This is a genomic window from Methylophilus sp. TWE2, assembly GCF_001183865.1.
Lineage (GTDB): Bacteria > Pseudomonadota > Gammaproteobacteria > Burkholderiales > Methylophilaceae > Methylophilus.
In genome coordinates this window covers 3,029,583-3,047,426 of record NZ_CP012020.1, presented here as the reverse complement: position 1 = coordinate 3,047,426, position 17,844 = coordinate 3,029,583, and the positions used below count along the sequence as shown (strand labels likewise).

Sequence of the window (17,844 nt, the reverse complement as noted above, 5' to 3'; positions counted from 1 at the left end):
ATGTGTCCTGATGTTTCACTCCCTGCAGCCGATTCCACAGCCAGCATTGTGCGCGTGGTGTTGGACGTGCCGCTGGACCGTTGGTTTGATTATGTGAACCCTGGCCTCCAAGTCCGGGAAGGCAACCGCGTCGTCGTCCCTTTTGCCGGGAGGCAATTGGTAGGGATTGTCATGGCGCTGGCGACTGAGAGCGATGTGCCAGAACACAAACTTAAAGCGGTGTTGCAGGTATTTGACGATGTGCCGTTTGATACAGCGACCCTGAAATTACTGCGATTCTGCGCTGATTATTATCACTATCCTTTTGGCCAGACCGTATTGGCCAGCCTGCCGCTACGTTTACGTCAGATTAAACCCGCCGTCTCGCGCAAAATGTGGGTGTATCAATTGGCACAACCCATTCCTGTCGATTTTGTTGGCAAAAGACAGCAGGTCTTGAGCCGGCTGATTGCCCAGTTACAGCAGCATAGTGAATGCAGTGAAGCAATGCTTGGAGAGGTTTCTGCTGGCTGGCGTAAAGCGATGCAAGGTTTACTTGACGGGGGCTATGTTAGCCGGCGCGAAGTGATTGCCACCCGCCCTTCAATGCCTGCCTCTGATTTGGCACCGACGCTCAATGACGAACAGTCACATGCGGTGAATGCGATTTTAGACAACTTAAATGGTTTCCAGCCCTGGCTGTTGTTTGGCGTCACTGGCTCGGGCAAAACCGAGGTCTATATCCGCTTGTTAGAAAAGGTTCTGGCTCACCCGAAAGCGCAGGCGTTGATCATGGTGCCAGAGATCAACCTCACGCCACAGCTGGAAAGCCGTTTTCGTAGCCGACTAAGCCAGTTTGCGCTGGTGACCTTACATAGTCATTTGAGTGAAAGTGAGCGCTTGCAAAACTGGCAAGCCGCACAGTCCGGTGCTGCACGTATCGTGATAGGGACGCGCCTGAGTATCTTTACACCCATGCCACACCTGAAACTGATGATTCTGGATGAAGAGCATGATATTTCTTACAAGCAGCAGGATGGCATGCGTTACCACGCGCGCGATGTGGCGCTGGTACGTGCCAAGCAAGCTAATATCCCGGTAGTGTTGGGCAGTGCCACCCCTTCGCTGGAGAGTTGGTACAACGCTATTGGGGACCGTGGACAGTCGGGACGTGCCGCCCGAAAACCCAGCTATCGTTTGCTTACCTTAAACAGGCGCGCCGCCGCACAGGCACAATTGCCACGCATTTTTTGTATTGATACCACGCATAGTCCACCCGAAGCTGGTTTAACACCACAGTTAAAGCAAGCAATAGAACTGCGTTTGCAACGCGGGGAACAAAGCCTGCTTTTTATTAATCGTCGCGGTTATGCCCCGGTCTTGCATTGTTCAGCCTGCCAATGGGTGGCCGATTGCAGGCGTTGCTCTGCCAAAGCAGTCTTGCATTTGCGACAACGTGTGTTGCGTTGCCATCACTGTGGCGATGAGCAGCCAATCCCGGTGCAATGCCCCAGTTGTGGTAACCCTGATTTACGCCCTGTCGGCCAGGCAACGCAGCGTATTGAAGAAACTTTACAACAACTGTTCCCGCAGGCGCGTGTGGCGCGTGTAGATAGGGACACCATACAAGCCAAAGATGCATTAACAGCGCTGCTCTCCGACGTGCATGCAGGTAAAGTGGATATCCTGATCGGGACGCAAATGCTGGCCAAAGGCCATGATTTTGCCAATTTAACTTTGGTGGGTGTGCTGGATACCGACAGCGCGCTTTATAGTCCGGATTACCGTGCCAGTGAGCGCCTGTTTGCACAGCTGATGCAGGTGGCTGGCCGCGCAGGACGCGGAGACAAACCGGGCGAAGTATTGATACAAACGGCTTTCCCGCAGCATGCTTTATTTGCGGCCTTGCGTGAACAAAACTATGCTGCATTTGCGGATGATTTATTGCAAGAACGCATGGCCATGCAATTTCCGCCGGCGACTTACATTGCGGTGATGAAGGCGGAAGCAACCGATTACAGCTTGGTTGAACAGTTCTTAACCGATTTTAGCCAGGCCGCCCGGCAGTATGTGACAGAGCATGCTGCAAACATCGTAGATCAGCCCCTGATTTATGATCCGGTACGTCCCGGCATCGCCAGACTTAATCGTATGGAGCGGGGCTATGTGATGTTGCAGTCTGCGCATCGGGGAGCCTTGCAGCAGCTACTTAAGGTGGCTGTGGAATGGGCAAATGCACATCCGCTGCAAGCAAAAATCAGATGGATCATCGATGTGGATGCTCTTGAGTACTAGCAAAAGTTACATTTATACCAATTCAAGCAAATTTTTTGTAAAAAAACGTTAGTATTTACTTGTTTTTTAAAGTAATTTTCGGTCTTGTTATACTATTTGATAGATTATAGATTTAAAGGTTTTGGGAGTTATCTTGAATAGAAAATTAAAGCGCTTTGGCCTGCTAAAGTTGTTGGCGTTGGGCTACACCTCTCAGGTATTGGCGGGTGGGGTTTCTTTGCCAGAAATTCAGAATATCCAGCAGAACTTGCCTAGACCCACTTTACCCGAACCAAACCCGATTATCCAGGTGCCTGAAGAAACCCCTGCACCGGAGAGGAAGCAGAAGAAATCCAGCCTCAAAATCGTGGTGAAAGCATTCAAATTTTCAGGCAACAAGCAATTTTCAGATGAAGTGTTGGCTGCACAGGTGGCATACCTCACCGGTCATGAAATCGGCATGCGAGAACTGAATGAAGCGGTAGGCACCGTCCGTAATTATTACCGCCAACGAGGTTATTTGCTGACACAAGTTTACTTGCCAACGCAGGATTTGCAGAAAACGACAGAGACAGAGGCCGTGGTCGAGCTTTCCATCCTGGAAGGTACTTTGGGTGAGGTGAAAGCTGAAGTGGGTCAGGGGCTTGACCAGGCTTATTTCCAATCGCTATCGGAATATGGCTTGAACAAGGGTGATGTGCTTAATGAACGCAATCTTGTACGTAACCTCATGGTCATGAATGGCTTGCCGGGCATACAGGTGACTTCGCAGCTTAACCCGGGTGAGGCTGTGGGTAGTTCTGATGTTGCGGTAGCTGTCGAACCGAGAACGAAATACAGTGGTTTTGTCAGTGCCAATAATTATGGTAACCGTTTTACAAATCGTGAAACCTTAGGTTTTGGCCTGGCGGTTAATAATCTCAATGGACGTGGCGATCAGCTGGCTGTGGTGGGCAAAACATCAAGAGATGAAGGCCAGCGTTCTCTCAGCAGCTTGTATTTTACGCCGGTAGGTAGTGCAGGCACGATTATGAACCTGGCCTATAGCTATGTCGATTACAAACTCGGTGGTGACTTCAAGCAGTTTGATGCTTCTGGTGATGCCCATTATTTCTATGGTTCTTTAGAGCATCCGTGGTTGCGTGAGACCAAAAAAGGGATTGCATTCAAAGCGGCCACTAACTACAAAATTCTTGATGATGAAATCGGTTCGGCAGGGTTGAATAATCGTCGCGATATCGCCAGCCTTGAATTGGGCCTGGTAGGCGACTGGATCAATGAAATTGGCAGTGTGGCCTATCAATGGAGTTTTCTGGTCACGCAGGGTAACGTGAATTTCAAAGATTCTGTTGCCAAGGCAAATGACAGATCCTTGCTTGATACACAAGGCAGTTTTATCAAGTGGAATTGGACTTCCAGTCGAACACAGATATTTGAAAATGGCGTGAACTGGATTGTGCGCGCTGATTATCAGGGGGCGGGAGATAATCTGGATATTGCAGAGCGCTTTGGGATTGGGGCGATCAACCGCTGGCGCCAATTCTCTGAAATTCCAAGCCAGGCTGACCAGGGCTGGATGGTGGGTACCGATGTGCGTAGAACGTTTGTGACTACTGGTGCTGATGTCACGCCTTATATTCAATCTGTGACGCCATTTGCCTTTTATGATGCAGGCCGTGGAAGACTGAACCACGATCCTATTGGTAGCAGCGCATATGTCAGGTCTAACATGGTTGGTGTAGGTTCAGACATCCAGTTCCCTGGACAATGGATTTTAACCACAACCTACACTCAGCAAAAACGGGATCTTGACGGCGCGGAGAGTAATACCGAGTACCAACTCTGGGCCCAATTAAGAAAAAATTTCTAGTTTTAAATCTGTACCAAGCAATGATCTGGGCAGAAGCCTGGACATATAAAAAAGTAGTCCGCGTGGGTGAGGCTTAATCCAATTGGAGTTGGATTAAGCCTAGGTGTATTAGTCATAGTGGGCTACATACAAAAATAACTTCCTGAACCAAAATCACATACATATTCAGGAATAGAGAGAAGTGATGGTAACCCACTGGTCTTGAACGATCAGTGGCGTTTATTAATCTAAAGGAGAAGTGTCATGAAAGCAGCATCCTTAAACCATGTTTATCGTCTGGTCTGGAGCAAGCTCAAGCAGGCTTGGGTTGCCGTTGCCGAAACTACCCGTGCCCATGGTAAATCGAGCGTTAACGGCCAAGTGAGGGCAATAAAAGAACCAGTGGCAAGTGGTATTTTGGATGCTTCTCTTTCATCCTCTACCAAATGGCGCTTTGTTGTTGCAAGTGCCTTTGCGGCTGCAATCATGCCATTCTCTTCAATGGCCGACAACAATGTCGTCGCGGGGGTGGTTGCAGGTGATTTGACAGTTAAAGATATCAGCGATACCCATACGCAATATATTCATACAGCCAACGTCAATATTGTAGATTTCTACAAGTTTGGTGTTATGAAAGGTCATCAGTTAGATGTGATCATGCCAGATGCTGCCAGGGCCCTTTACCGCGTGATTGGTAACAGTCAGTCAGAAATTATGGGGACTCTGAATTCCAACGGTAGCCTGTTCCTGATTAACCAGAACGGTATCCTGTTTGGCCAAGGTTCTGAAGTGAACGTTGGTAATATTGTGGCTTCATCTTTGAATATTTCTAATGAAGCATTTTTGCAGGGAAATTATCAATTTACAGCAGGCAACTTGGTTGGCAATATCGAAAACCGTGGCGTGATTAAAACTCAAAATGAAGGCTATATTGTCCTGTTGGGTAACACGGTTGATAACAGTGGCACACTTGTTGCCAGCAATGGCAGTGTGGTGCTTGGTTCCGCACAAACAGCAACCCTGGACTTCTTCGGTAATGGTTTGGTAAAAGCCAAATTATCTGGTGATGCACTCGAAGCGACCATTAAAAACAGTGGCAATATTTATGCAGATGGCGGCTTTGTGCAAATGGCCACCAACGCACGTGCAGCCGCCATCAATATTTCAGGTATTGTGGAAGCCAACCAGCTAGTTGAGCGTGACGGCATGATCCGTCTCGAAGGTGGCGATAACGCCAAGGTGCAAGTGAATGGCCAGCTGATTGCAAAAGGTGAGAACACTACAGGCGGTACGATTGAGGTGACTGGTGAACAAGTCGCTCTCCTGGATGGGGCTGTGCTGAATGCCTCTGGCGACACTGGCGGCGGTAAGGTGCTTGTGGGTGGTGATTACCAGGGTAAAAACGACGCAGTCTATAACTCCAGAACTGCCTATATCGCTCAGGGCGCTACCATCAAGGCGGATGCTTTAAAACAAGGCGATGGCGGTAAAGTCATCGTCTGGGCAGACGATCTGACCCGTTATTACGGCAGCATTTCTGCGCAAGGGGGCGTTGCTGGGGGAAATGGTGGTTTCGTTGAGGTGTCGGGTAAGGCATATTTGGACTTCTATGGGAAGGTTAATTTAACAGCTGCCAACGGTTTGGGCGGGACTCTACTCCTTGATCCAACAGATATTATTTTAGGCACTACTTCATCTATGGTCCCAGGAGATGTTGCTGGGCCTGATGTCGCATTTGCTGATAACACGGGTGGCGCAACCACCCGGATAAATGTTAATGACGTACAAGGGTTTAATGAACTGTTCCTACAGGCTAACAATGACATTACCGTTGAGAGCGCAATTTCAATGACTCAAGCGTTTGGCAGCATTCGATTTGTTGCCAATAATGATATAAATGTCAACGCTGATATCAAATCTGGATATCTTGGTTATATTAATTTGCAAGCAGATGCTGATAATTCTGGCGCGGGCAATATCAATATCAACGCAAATATTACAGGGGGAGCAGGTGGCATTGCTCTCTCAGCAGTGAATATCACTCGGACTGCAGGTGACATTAACTCCAACCAGTTTTATGGGGGGGCAGTGAAAATAGATGCCAAGGGTGATGTCAATCTTGGAGCAACTAATATTAATACAAACGGTAAGGCGCTTGGCCCGATGGCTGGCGTCACTGGCGGTGATGTTGAGATCAACGCCAAAAGTCTGACGATGACGGGTAGTATTAATACCGTTGGTAGTGCCTCAAATCTTACTACCGAAAGCGGCGGTCGAGGCGGTAATGTGACGATTACCACGACGGATGGCGACATGGTTGTCGGCAACATCACAACAGGTGCAGGCGATGCTGGCTTGACTTCGACTAGTGACCAAGTATCAGGCAGTGTGAATTTGACCAGCGCTAAAGGTAGCATCAACACAGGTAATGTGAATACGAGTGGCGGTTTTAATAGTTTTGGTGGCAAAGTTGCAATGAATGCGTCGGGTGAAATTAAAACTGGAGACGTCAATACCAGTGCGGGTACAGTCCGAAACGATACTGATGGGAAGACCGCAGGTGATATTAATATCGTTGCCGGCACCAATTTGAAAATTGGTAATGTGACCGCTAAAGGCGCTAACGGCAATGGCGCAAACAAATCAGGCGGGATTGCAGGCGCAGTCACGCTTGATGCAGGTGGTAATATAGACTTTGGTGCGATTGATAACCGGGGCGGTGATAAAACTGGCACTGGTGTGGCAGGCCTCCCAGCTAAAATTTTAGTGAAAGCTGGTCAAGACATTATTACCAATGGCGATATTATTAATAATCACACTGGAAACGATGCGGTGCAGTTGGTTGCAGGCGGCAAGTTTGATAACACCAAAGACATCAGCATCACGACGCCTGGTAAATGGACTGTTTACAGTGATGATCCTACCAATGATACTAAAGGTAGCAAATTGCTTGCGGCATATGACTATAAACAATATGGTACCGTGTTTGGTGGCAAACTGTTAGGTAGCGGTAATGGTTTTGTACACCAAGTTACCCCGAATGTGACAGCGACGCTCACAGGCACATCCACTAAAGTCTTTGATGGTAACAATACGGTAACGGATTTAAGTGGTTTATCTGTGGTGACTGGTGGTGTGCTTGATAATGATGTGGTGACTTTCTCACCCGCAACCTCTCCAGTCACCAGCGCAACCTTTGATACTGCAGCTGTAGGTACAGGCAAAGCAATTACAACAGGCCCTTACTCAATCGCTAGTTTCCGTACCCAGGAAAATAAACCAATTTTCAATGCGTATACGACAGTGACCAATAGCTCTACTGCGACAGGTAGTATCACTGCCGTTCCAGTGACATTGACTGGATTCGCATCTCCACGAGATGACGCCGGTTTGGGAGGCTTGATTCCAAATAATCCGGTATTGAATACAATGTTTATCGTTTCTCTGAACCCTGCTGCTGGTGATGAGGAGGATCTGGATGCGGTGGCTTGCCCAACGCCTGAAGATCGTTTGGGTGCGACACCAATCTTGAGTTCTGGCGTGAAGCTGCCAGACGGTGTGAACTCGAATTGTATTTAATTTCCTGAACGAAACAAAAGCCGGACACTTGTCCGGCTTTTGTCTTATTACCGAATAATGTTTTGTATTCGCCAGCACACCAAGTAAAATAGCAATGATTCGTACGCGGCTGTAGTTCAATGGTAGAACGCCAGCTTCCCAAGCTTGATACGCGGGTTCGATTCCCGTCAGCCGCTCCAAAGGATTTTCATGGCCAATACTCCTCCAACCGTTCTTACATTTGCAGCAACAGATCCTAGCACAGGTGCAGGTGTTCAAGCAGATATCATGGCCCTGTCCAGTATTGGGTGTTATCCGCTTTCAGTGATCACAGGCATCACCGTGCAAGATACCGTAGGTGTGGAAAATGTGATGCCACTGGACGCGGACTGGATCAATGAGCAAGCGCGTACCATTTTAGAAGATGTTTCAGTCAGCGCATTCAAACTGGGATTGCTCGGCAGTGTAGAAAATGTGGCTGTGATTGCAGAAATCGTGGCCGATTACCCTGATGTGCCTTTGATCATAGACCCGATACTGGCTTCAGGGCGTGGAGACGAGCTTTCTAACGAAGAAATGCAGGCAGCCATGTGTGAGTTGCTGTTTCCGCAGGCGACACTCATCACCCCTAACAGCCTGGAAGCGCGCAGGCTTGCCTATTATGACGAAAGTGATGAGGTGAAGCACAGTTCGCTTGAAGAATGCGCTTTGCGTTTGCTAGGCATGGGCTCAGAGTATGTGATGATTACCGGTACCCATGAGCGCTCAAATGATGTGGTGAATAGTCTCTATGGTTTGCAAAATGGTGCGCCAGGACTGATCAAGGATTATCACTGGGAACGTTTGCCAGGCAGTTATCATGGTTCTGGCTGTACGCTGACCAGTGCAATTACCGCTTGCCTGGCACATGGATTGACTATGGAAGAAGCCGTGCACGAGGCGCAGGAATTCACCTGGCAAACCTTGCGCCACGCCTTCCGCCCTGGTATGGGTCAATTTATTCCAGACCGGTTCTTCTGGGCGCGTGAATCAGACGTGCAGGAAAAAGCCAGTGAGCTTCAGCATTAACGGTTTATACCTGGTCACGCCCGATTGTGACGACACTGAACTGCTTTGCGCAAAAATAACACAAGCCTTACAAGGCGGTGTATGTCTGGTGCAATACCGGCATAAAACTGCCAGTGACGCCTTACGTCTGAAGCAGACAGCCGCCCTCCTTGCGATTTGCCGCTCTGCAAATGTCCCATTACTGATCAATGATCATGTCGCGCTGGCAGCCGAAATCGATGCAGATGGTGTGCATGTCGGCCAGCATGATAGTGCCATTGCGGACGCGCGTGCCCTGCTTGGTGAACAAAAAATCATTGGCGCCTCATGCTATAACCGCTTCGAACTGGCCGAGCAGGCGCAAGCTGCCGGTGCTGATTATGTCGCTTTTGGCGCCTGCTACCCCTCCTCTACCAAACCAAACGCACCCAGGGCCACTCCTGACCTGTTTACACGTGCCCGGCAAGCGCTCTCTGTCCCAGTGGTCGGTATTGGGGGCATCACAGTGGAAAATGCCCGCCCGCTCATCGCAGCAGGCGCCGATGCATTGGCGGTGATTACTGATATTTTTCAGGCCGGTGATGTCGCTGCACGTTGCCGCCAGTATCAATCTTTATTTGCCCAACATTGAGCGGTAATTGCTACCGCTTTACCAGGCGTTGTTTGGTAAAATGCCTGCGTTAATCTGATCTGGTAAAGTCTATGCATATTCACATCTTAGGTATTTGTGGCACTTTTATGGGCGGCATCGCCGTCCTGGCCAAAGCGGCTGGGCATCGTGTCACCGGGTGTGATGCCAACGTATATCCGCCCATGAGTACGCAACTCGAGGCACAGGGCATAGAGCTCATTGAAGGATTTGATCCTTCGCAGACCAGTCTCAATCCTGATATCTACGTCATAGGCAATGTGGTGACACGTGGCAATCCGCTCATGGAAGAAATCCTCAACCAGGGTTTGCCTTATATTTCTGGCCCGCAATGGCTGGCCGAGAATGTGCTGCAAAGCAAATGGGTGCTGGCTGTGGCAGGTACGCACGGCAAGACGACGACTGCCTCCATGCTGGCGTGGGTACTCGAATATGCAGGCCTGGCACCAGGATTCCTGATTGGTGGCGTCCCGGAAAACTTTGGTGTTTCTGCCCGTTTACCGCAAACACCTAGGCAGGATCCCAAATCAGTTTCACCATTTTTTGTGATCGAAGCAGACGAATACGATACGGCTTTCTTCGACAAACGTTCCAAGTTTGTGCATTATCGCCCACGCACGGCCGTACTCAATAACCTTGAATTCGACCACGCCGATATTTTTGAAGACCTGGCAGCGATTGAAAAACAGTTCCACCACCTGGTGCGCACTGTGCCACAACAAGGGCTGGTGGTTGCCAACCAGCAGGATAGCCTGGATCGCGTGATTGCGCGTGGTTGCTGGAGTGGCTTGGAACGCATAGATACTGCGAGTGGTTGGCAGGTACAAAATGTGGATGCACAAGGCCGATTTGATGTGTATTTTAATGGCGAACGCCAGGGTAACGTGAGCTGGGAATTGCTCGGTGAGCATAACCGCAGCAATGCACTGGCCGTGATTGCCGCCGCACGTCATGTCGGTGTTGCGCCATGTATTGCTATCGAGGCGTTAAGTGAGTTCAAAAACGTCAAACGCCGCATGGAAATCAAGGGTGTTGCCAATGAGGTGACGGTGTATGACGATTTCGCTCATCACCCGACAGCGATTGCCACGACGGTGGCGGGTTTGCGCGCCAAGGTGGGCGCGGCCAGAATCCTGGCGGTGCTCGAGCCACGTTCAAACACCATGAAACTGGGGGTGATGAAAGACGCCCTACCCGACAGTCTCAAAGATGCCGATGCGGTATTTTGTTATGCCAATAACCTTGGCTGGGATGCCGCAGCTGCCTTGGCACCCATCCAGCATAAAGCACAAACCTTTGATGACCTCGGCCAGCTGGTGGCGGCTGTCACGGCCATGGCCGCATCGGGGGATCATGTGCTGGTGATGAGTAATGGCGGTTTTGGCGGGGTACACCAAAAACTGTTGCAGGCCTTGCAGGGATAAGCAGGCAGACCAACGATGGGTTTCCGCGACGGATTCCGTAAACGTTCACCTCTGGTATGGGCGCTGTGGTTTTCCCTACTGGCACATGCGGTGCTGTTGACGCTCCATTTTCAACCTGAGCTAAAAGCATTAAAAGACCAGATTCCGTCATTGGAAGTGTTGCTGGTCAACAGCAAAACCCGCAGTGCGCCTGAAAAAGCTGATGCACTGGCACAAGCCAATCTCGACCGAGGCGGCAACACTGATGAAAAACGGCAGATGAAAAGTCCGCTGCCCAGCGTGCAACAGAGGCAGGCCTCCATACCGCATGCTGCGCAAGCCACCCTGCCCTCCACAACCACTGCTGCCAGCCCCCATGAAGCCGAGCTGATGCTTGAAAAACAGCGCGTGGCTCAGCTCGAACAGGAGGCGCAAGCACTGCTCACACAGTTAAAAGCCAGTCAGTCGGTCACCAGTTTACAAACGCCGCCGTTGTCACAGCCTCATCCGGCGAGCAAGCAGCAACCGCCTTCGCAGCATGTACCGGTAACACCTCAGCCGCAAACCGCCGCCACTCAAGAGATGGCTAAATTGGAAGCATTGATTGCCAAGCAGCAGGAAGAATATGAAATGCGCCCCAAACGTCAGTTTATTGGTGCGCGAACCCGTGAATACCGTTTTGCCAATTATGTTGAACAATGGCGACAAAAAATTGAACGCGTGGGTAACTTGAATTACCCGCAGACTGCCCGCATACAAAAATTGTATGGCAAATTGCAAATGACTGTTTCGGTGAAGGCCGATGGTAGTATAGAGAGTATTCGCATACACCAGAGCTCCGGGCATAGATTGCTGGATGAATCTGCACGGCGCATTGTCCAGTTGGCTGCCCCCTTCCCAACATTCCCGGAAGATATCCGCCAGGATACCGATGTGCTGAGCATTACCCGTACCTGGACCTTTACACGTGAAGACCAGCTCTCCACTGAATAAATCAGGGGCATAGTTTTAAAAAGGCAAACAATATGACGCAGAGTCACTTTCAATATCATGTATTTTTTTGTCTTAACCAACGCGAACCAGGTGAGGATTGCTGCATGAACAAAGGCGCTGAAGCCGCCTTTGACTATATGAAAAAAAAGGTTAAGCAGCAGGGCCTGGCCGGTGCCGGCAAAGTGCGAGTGAATCGCGCCGGGTGCCTGGACCGGTGTGAAGTGGGGCCAGTGATGGTGGTGTACCCTGATGCAGTCTGGTATACCTTTGTCGATCATGAAGATATAGATGAGATCGTTGAGAGCCATTTGCAGCACGGCAAAGTCGTGGAGCGGTTACTGGTTTAGGCAAGTCATGGCGGGAGTCTGGCTTAAAAGAATTGCACTGACGCTACTAGCTGGCATATTGGTAGCGCTGCTGGCATTGGCTGGCTGGATCTGGCAACCGTATGACACAGAAGCATGGCGTGTCAGGTTGCCTGTGGCTGGCGGTGTCGAAGTGCGGGTAGTGCCACTGCTGATGATGGCGACTTCTGCGCCTGGGCGCTGGGTACTCGACAGGCAGGCGTTCAGTTTAAATCATGGCGATATTCAGTTGCATGACGAAGACGGCTTGCGTGTGCGCTGCCGGCATTGCTGGATAGAAGCCAAATCGGTGAGTGACCAGCCCATCGTGATCCCTATGCTGGAGCTGTGGCTACAAATGGACAAGCAGCATATCCATGGTTACCTTTCGGTAGGCGAGACCCAGCCACTGTTTAAAGTAGATTTTAACGGCAAGGTCAGCATGCGCAGTTTGAAACTGACCTGGGAGTTGCCGAGTACACCTTTGCAGGCATTGCTTAAACCGTTGCAGCCGCATTCTGCTGTCATACGCGAAGCCATCGTTTCCGGCACGTTGACCGCGTCGGGAACGCTGCGTTGGCCCAAGCAGGAGTGGAGTGCACTACCGCAACTGAATGCCATGGCTGTCTCAGGCCTGAACATCAGGGCCGCTACCACGCTACCCATACAGTATGATTGCCCGTTACTGGATGAGCATAAATATCCCGAAAAGATGCAATGGGTGGCTTACGAAAATCTTGGTCGCTGGTTGCCAGTGGCTGCCATTATCGCTGAAGATGCCGAATTCAAGCATCATCCCGGTTATGTCATGGCACAAATGCAGCATTTGCTAGGTAAGGAAAGTACAGATAAGCAGGTGGGAGGCAGTACCATTACCCAGCAACTGGCGAAATACATGTTCACCAACGGTGCGCGTACCTGGAAGCGCAAAGTCGAAGAATTGCTTTATGCCGTGCAACTGGAGTCAGCGCTGACAAAAACCGATATCCTTGAGCTTTACCTGAATACGGTGGATTTAGGCCCCAGCCTTTGCGGTGCCCATGCGGCCTCCCGCTACTATTTCGATCTGACCCCGGATAAATTGAATCCGATACAAGCAGCATGGTTGGCTGGCATTATCAGTAATCCGCATCGCGCCTGGAAAAAACAATATATCCAGCAGCAGCCAGATTTAACCCGGGCTGAAAGTATTCTACATTTTATGCCGCGCAGCGCACGTAAAGCGCCGGGAAGTTTGAATTTTAGGCCGGTAAAGCAGCCGGATAATTTACAATAGCACTTTATGCATCGGGATGTTTGTCACCCGAGCAATCTTAAGTCGAGACCGCTATTTTGAGTACCATCAAACTGAACAAATCTTCTGCTGACGGTGAGCCGCCTAAACGCAGCAAACCCGTGCGTCGTGGCCCGGCAACACTGCGTGACCGTACCCAGCCACCGCCGAAAGCAGCGCCAAAAAGGACAGAGTCAGAAGCGCGTGTTGCCAAACAAAAAACACATGCAGAAAAACCGGCACGCCAGGAGCGTAGCGGGCGTGACAATAAAGCGGGCGATAAGCCATACGCGCGCAAGGAATCATTCAAAGAGCCGCGTCACAGATCGGAATATCCCGATAAACGGTCAGAACAGCGTACAGATAACCGCGAACGTCGCCCATTTACAACTTCTTCAAGACCGGTGCATACACCAGACCCAGATGCCCAGCCGCGATTATCCAAAGTCATGGCTGACCGTGGGCTATGTTCACGTCGTGAAGCCGATGACTGGATCGTCAATGGCTGGGTCAAGGTCAACGGTGAAATTGTGGAAACCCTGGGTACACGCATAGACCCTGATGCCGAAATCATCATCAGTGCCTATGCCAAAGAGCACCAGGCAGAAACCGTCACTATTCTATTGCACAAGCCCGTCGGTTATGTGAGTGGTCAGGCAGAGGATGGCTATGAGCCAGCAGTGGTGTTATGCAATCCCGACAATCAATGGTCAGAAGATGCGAGTGGTATCAGTTTCAAGCGCGGACATTTACGCGGCTTGGCACCGGCTGGGCGCCTGGATATCGATTCCACTGGGCTTTTGGTGCTCACCCAGGATGGCCGCGTCGCACGCAAGCTGATTGGGGATGACTCCAACGTAGAAAAAGAATACCTGGTGCGGGTAGAGGGTCAGCTCAGTGCCAATGGGTTGGAATTGCTCAATCATGGTCTCAGTCTGGATGGCGTTCAGCTAAGGCCAGCCAAGGTTTCCTGGCAAAATGAGGACCAGTTACGCTTTGTGTTGCGTGAAGGACGTAAACGGCAGATCCGCCGGATGTGTGAGTTAGTCGGGTTGCATGTCGTTGGATTGAAGCGGATTCGGATTGGGAGTATTAACTTGGGGAAATTACCGCCGGGGCAATGGCGGTATTTGGGGGTGCATGAGCGGTTCTGATCGATTTTTCTGAATGTGAAAACATTCAATCTTTAGGGCAGTTACAAAACAGATTAATTACCTATGCGTCATTCTGGTGGAGGCCGGAATGCAGGCAAGGGTAACGTTAATTAGTAGGGTGGGCATATATGCCCACGCGGATGATGGGTTCTTATTAGATTTCTTTCGCCTCTTGGCGAGTTACTTTCTGGTGCTTGTCCCCCAGAAAGTAACCAAAGAGGACGACACCCAGCCATCACGGCCTAAAGGCTCCCTTGCGTTGCTCAACAAAGTGGGCGTCCATCGAAACTCGCCCTAGTGGCTTGCACAAGACGCAAGCCACCGCGGAACTCGAACAGCCGATGGCCGAAAACTCCCACTTTGCCTCCGCTACTCAGCGTGATGGGATGGGATTTATCTCGCCAAACTCACACTGTAGAATTTGGACCGTGAAAAAAACTCAAATTCTTTCTTTACTCTAGAATCGGTGGCGCTCATTGGTTTTTTCGGGCCCCTATCTGCCGCGCCGAGTAGCGCAGACAAAACAAGGAAGAAGAGAGCGACTGTTCGAGTCCCGCAGCAGCTCACGTATTTTGTGAGCTGCCAGGTCGAGTTTCGTGACCGCTTGTTTTGTCGAGCAACGCAGGAAACAAGCGGGAGCTAGGGTGTCTTGTTCTTTGCCTTCTTTCTTATGGACAAGCATAAGAAAGAATGGTCGCCTAAAGGCGAAACAAAAATTTAAACAATTAATTAGGAGCAGCCCATAATGGGATTATTCGATAGCGTCGCTGGTGCCATGATGAACAAAGTCATGGGAGACAAAGGCCCTCTGGCAAAACTGGCCATGGAGCTGTTTCAGCAATATGGTGGTTTACCGGGTATTTTACAAACCCTGAAAAATGGCGGTTTATCTCAGCAGGTGGATTCCTGGGTGGGTAAAGGCGCCAATATGAACGTCAATGCCGACCAAATCGGTGCCGCTTTAGGCAGTTCTGTGCTGGCTGGGATTGCGGCTAAGCTGAATATGACCACTGACGAACTGAGCGACAAAATTGCCGAGTATTTGCCCGATGTGGTCAATCAGCTGACGCCGAACGGTGTTGTAGAAAATAACCCTGCCTTGATCATGTCCCGCTTAATGGGCATGCTCAAATAAATAGAGCGAGCATCAGCTCGCTTTTATTGCTTGGCTTAACGCGTCCTATCCCACGCAATATTGTCCGCGATAGGCTTCAATGGCGGGGAAGTATTGCGCCAGTTTTTCGTTGCCTTGCAAATAGGCAAACAGGTCAGCCAGTTTGGCAATGCTGACTACCGGCATCTGGTTGGTTTGTTCCACTTCTTGTACTGCTGATAACTCCCCCAAGCCTTTTTCCTGGCGGTCCAGCGCAATACTGACTGCGCAAGGAGTGGCGCCTGCCTGCCGGATCAATTCGACCGACTCGCGGATAGAGGTTCCCGCAGAAATCACATCATCAATAATCAGTACGCGGCCTTTGAGTGCTGCGCCTACCAGCGTGCCACCTTCACCGTGGTCTTTGGCCTCTTTGCGGTTATAGGCATAAGGGTAGTTTTTCCCTATGCGTGCAAAGGCGATGCTGATCGCTGTCACCAGTGGAATCCCTTTATAAGCAGGGCCAAATAACATGTCGAATTGCAAGCCAGACTGTAGAATGCTGTTGGCGTAGAATTCACCCAGTTTGAGCATGCTTTCACCATCATCAAACAGGCCAGCATTAAAAAAGTAAGGGCTCAATCGCCCTGCTTTGGTTTTAAACTCACCAAAGCGCAACACCTGTTTCTGGATGGAAAAAGCAATAAAATCGGCGCTGAGTGTGTTGGCAGTCATTTTAAAAAAACAGAAAGAATTTGAACAATGCGTATTATAACCTTGAACCTCAATGGCATACGGTCAGCCTGCAACAAAGGCTTTTTGCCCTGGCTGGCGAATAGTGGCGGCGATATTGTCTGTTTGCAGGAGCTTAAAGCTCAGGTAGGTGATATGCAGCCTGAGATGTTGCAGCCGCCTGGTTATCACGGCTATTTTCATTATGCCGAGAAAAAAGGGTACAGTGGGGTGGGCATTTACAGTAAGCAGCCCGCAGACAAGGTGATTATTGGTCTGGGCCATGCCGAAATCGACGCTGAGGGGCGCTATCTGGAATGTCAGTACGGCAATCTAAGCGTAGTGTCTTTATACCTGCCGAGCGGCTCTAGCGGAGAAGAGCGCCAGCAATTCAAGTTTGCGGTCATGGCGAAATTTCTGCCGCATCTAGAGCAGTTGATTGCCTGTGGTCGTGAAGTCGTGATTTGCGGCGACTGGAATATCGCGCATCAGGAGATTGACCTAAAGAACTTTAAAGGCAACCGCAAGAACTCTGGTTTTTTGCCGGAAGAGCGTGCCTGGATGACCGATGTGCTGGGGCGAGTGGGTTGGGTGGATACCTATCGTGGTTTGTATCCGGATACCACGGATGACTGTTACACCTGGTGGAGTAACCGTGGTCAGGCTTGGGCTAAGAATGTTGGTTGGCGGATTGATTACCAGCTTGCGACGCCAGCATTGGGTGCGAAGGTGATGGCGGCGAGCGTGTATAAGGCAGAACGGTTTAGTGACCATGCACCGTTGATTGTGGATTATGCGGATTGAGTAAGGTAGGTGGTTCTTTTCGGTTTGCTGGGATAGTACCTTACGCAATTTGGGCGCAGGTCGAAATCCAGACGAGGCTAACGTTAAGTGGTAGGGTGGGCATGTATGCCCACGCGGATGGTTTTTTGTTGTCTGTGATGTTCTCTTTCGCCCCTCGGCGAGTGACTTTTCTTTGCTTGCCCAAAGATAAAGTAACCAAAAGAAAGTGCACCCTAGCTTCCGCTTGTTTCCTGCGTTGCTCGTCAGCGAGGGCGTCCAGCGAAACTCGCCCTAGCAGCTTGCACACTACGCAAGCCACCGCGGAACTCGAACAGCCGCTGGCCGACACCTCCCACGCTGATTGCGCTACTCGGCGCGGCAGATAGGGGCCCGAAAAATCCAGGAGAGCCACGATTTGCGAACTGAATAACAGAATTTAAGTTTTTCAACATCCCAATTTCTACACTGTGAGTTTGGCGAGAAAAGTCCCATCCCATCACGCTGAGTAGCGGAAACAAAGTAAGAGAGAAGGGAGCGACTGTCTGAGCTCCGCAGCAGCTTGTGAAGTATGCAAGCTGCTAGGGCGAGTTTCGTGACCGCTTACTTTGTTGAGCAACGCAAGGAAGCCGTTAGGCCGTGATGGCTGGGTGCCCTCTTCTTTGGTTACTTTCTGTGGGGCAAGCAACAGAAAGTGACTCGCCTAAAGGCGAAAA

13 protein-coding genes and 1 tRNA gene are annotated in these 17,844 nt (G+C 50.3%); 13 read left to right on the top strand and 1 reads right to left on the bottom strand.

The window, feature by feature from the left end; all coding sequences use genetic code 11:
- The 12 genes from ACJ67_RS14315 (at position 1) to ACJ67_RS14255 (ending at position 15,658) form a co-directional block, all read left to right on the top strand.
- Positions 1-2,274: a primosomal protein N' gene (locus tag ACJ67_RS14315; protein ID WP_049639649.1), complete on the top strand. Its 2,274-nt coding sequence runs from the start codon at positions 1-3 to the stop codon at positions 2,272-2,274.
- A 133-nt stretch (positions 2,275-2,407) separates the two neighbouring features.
- Positions 2,408-4,123 carry a ShlB/FhaC/HecB family hemolysin secretion/activation protein gene (locus tag ACJ67_RS14310; protein ID WP_049639648.1) on the top strand — a complete coding sequence of 572 codons (1,716 nt, stop codon included), beginning with the start codon at positions 2,408-2,410 and terminating at the stop codon, positions 4,121-4,123.
- A gap of 243 nt (positions 4,124-4,366) precedes the next feature.
- Positions 4,367-7,681 (top strand): filamentous hemagglutinin N-terminal domain-containing protein, encoded by a 3,315-nt coding sequence (locus ACJ67_RS14305; protein WP_049639647.1) that lies wholly within the window; start codon positions 4,367-4,369, stop codon positions 7,679-7,681.
- 105 nt (positions 7,682-7,786) lie between these two features.
- Positions 7,787-7,860: transfer RNA gene (locus ACJ67_RS14300), tRNA-Gly, on the top strand.
- A 10-nt stretch (positions 7,861-7,870) separates the two neighbouring features.
- Positions 7,871-8,728: a hydroxymethylpyrimidine/phosphomethylpyrimidine kinase gene (locus ACJ67_RS14295; protein WP_049639646.1), complete on the top strand. Its 858-nt coding sequence runs from the start codon at positions 7,871-7,873 to the stop codon at positions 8,726-8,728.
- Complete coding sequence (gene thiE, locus ACJ67_RS14290) at positions 8,712-9,338, top strand: thiamine phosphate synthase (protein ID WP_049639645.1); 627 nt, start codon at positions 8,712-8,714, stop codon at positions 9,336-9,338. Before ACJ67_RS14295 ends, thiE begins: the two co-directional genes overlap by 17 nt.
- Positions 9,339-9,409: 71 nt before the next feature.
- Complete coding sequence (mpl, locus tag ACJ67_RS14285) at positions 9,410-10,780, top strand: UDP-N-acetylmuramate:L-alanyl-gamma-D-glutamyl-meso-diaminopimelate ligase (protein ID WP_049639644.1); 1,371 nt, start codon at positions 9,410-9,412, stop codon at positions 10,778-10,780.
- 15 nt (positions 10,781-10,795) lie between these two features.
- Entirely contained in the window at positions 10,796-11,752 is a 957-nt protein-coding gene (locus tag ACJ67_RS14280) for an energy transducer TonB (protein ID WP_049639643.1), read from the top strand.
- A gap of 32 nt (positions 11,753-11,784) precedes the next feature.
- A complete protein-coding gene (locus ACJ67_RS14275; RefSeq protein WP_049639642.1) occupies positions 11,785-12,099 on the top strand; it encodes a ferredoxin in 315 nt (104 codons plus the stop codon).
- Positions 12,041-13,372, top strand: coding sequence for a biosynthetic peptidoglycan transglycosylase (locus ACJ67_RS14270; protein ID WP_231587203.1), 1,332 nt, complete (start codon positions 12,041-12,043; stop codon positions 13,370-13,372). The genes ACJ67_RS14275 and ACJ67_RS14270 overlap by 59 nt, the downstream gene beginning before the upstream one ends.
- Positions 13,373-13,428: 56 nt before the next feature.
- Complete coding sequence (locus ACJ67_RS14265) at positions 13,429-14,523, top strand: pseudouridine synthase (protein WP_049639640.1); 1,095 nt, start codon at positions 13,429-13,431, stop codon at positions 14,521-14,523.
- A 745-nt stretch (positions 14,524-15,268) separates the two neighbouring features.
- The gene (locus ACJ67_RS14255) at positions 15,269-15,658 is read left to right on the top strand and encodes a YidB family protein (protein ID WP_049639638.1); all 390 of its coding nucleotides are present in this window, start codon (positions 15,269-15,271) and stop codon (positions 15,656-15,658) included.
- A gap of 45 nt (positions 15,659-15,703) precedes the next feature.
- Here the strand turns inward: ACJ67_RS14255 and pyrE are convergent, their stop codons facing one another.
- Positions 15,704-16,351, bottom strand: a complete 648-nt coding sequence (gene pyrE, locus ACJ67_RS14250) for an orotate phosphoribosyltransferase (protein WP_049639637.1) — start codon at positions 16,349-16,351, stop codon at positions 15,704-15,706.
- Positions 16,352-16,378: 27 nt separating this feature from the next.
- Between pyrE and ACJ67_RS14245 the strand changes: the two genes are divergently transcribed.
- The gene (locus tag ACJ67_RS14245; protein WP_049639636.1) at positions 16,379-17,152 is read left to right on the top strand and encodes an exodeoxyribonuclease III; all 774 of its coding nucleotides are present in this window, start codon (positions 16,379-16,381) and stop codon (positions 17,150-17,152) included.
- Positions 17,153-17,844 lie beyond the last annotated feature (692 nt).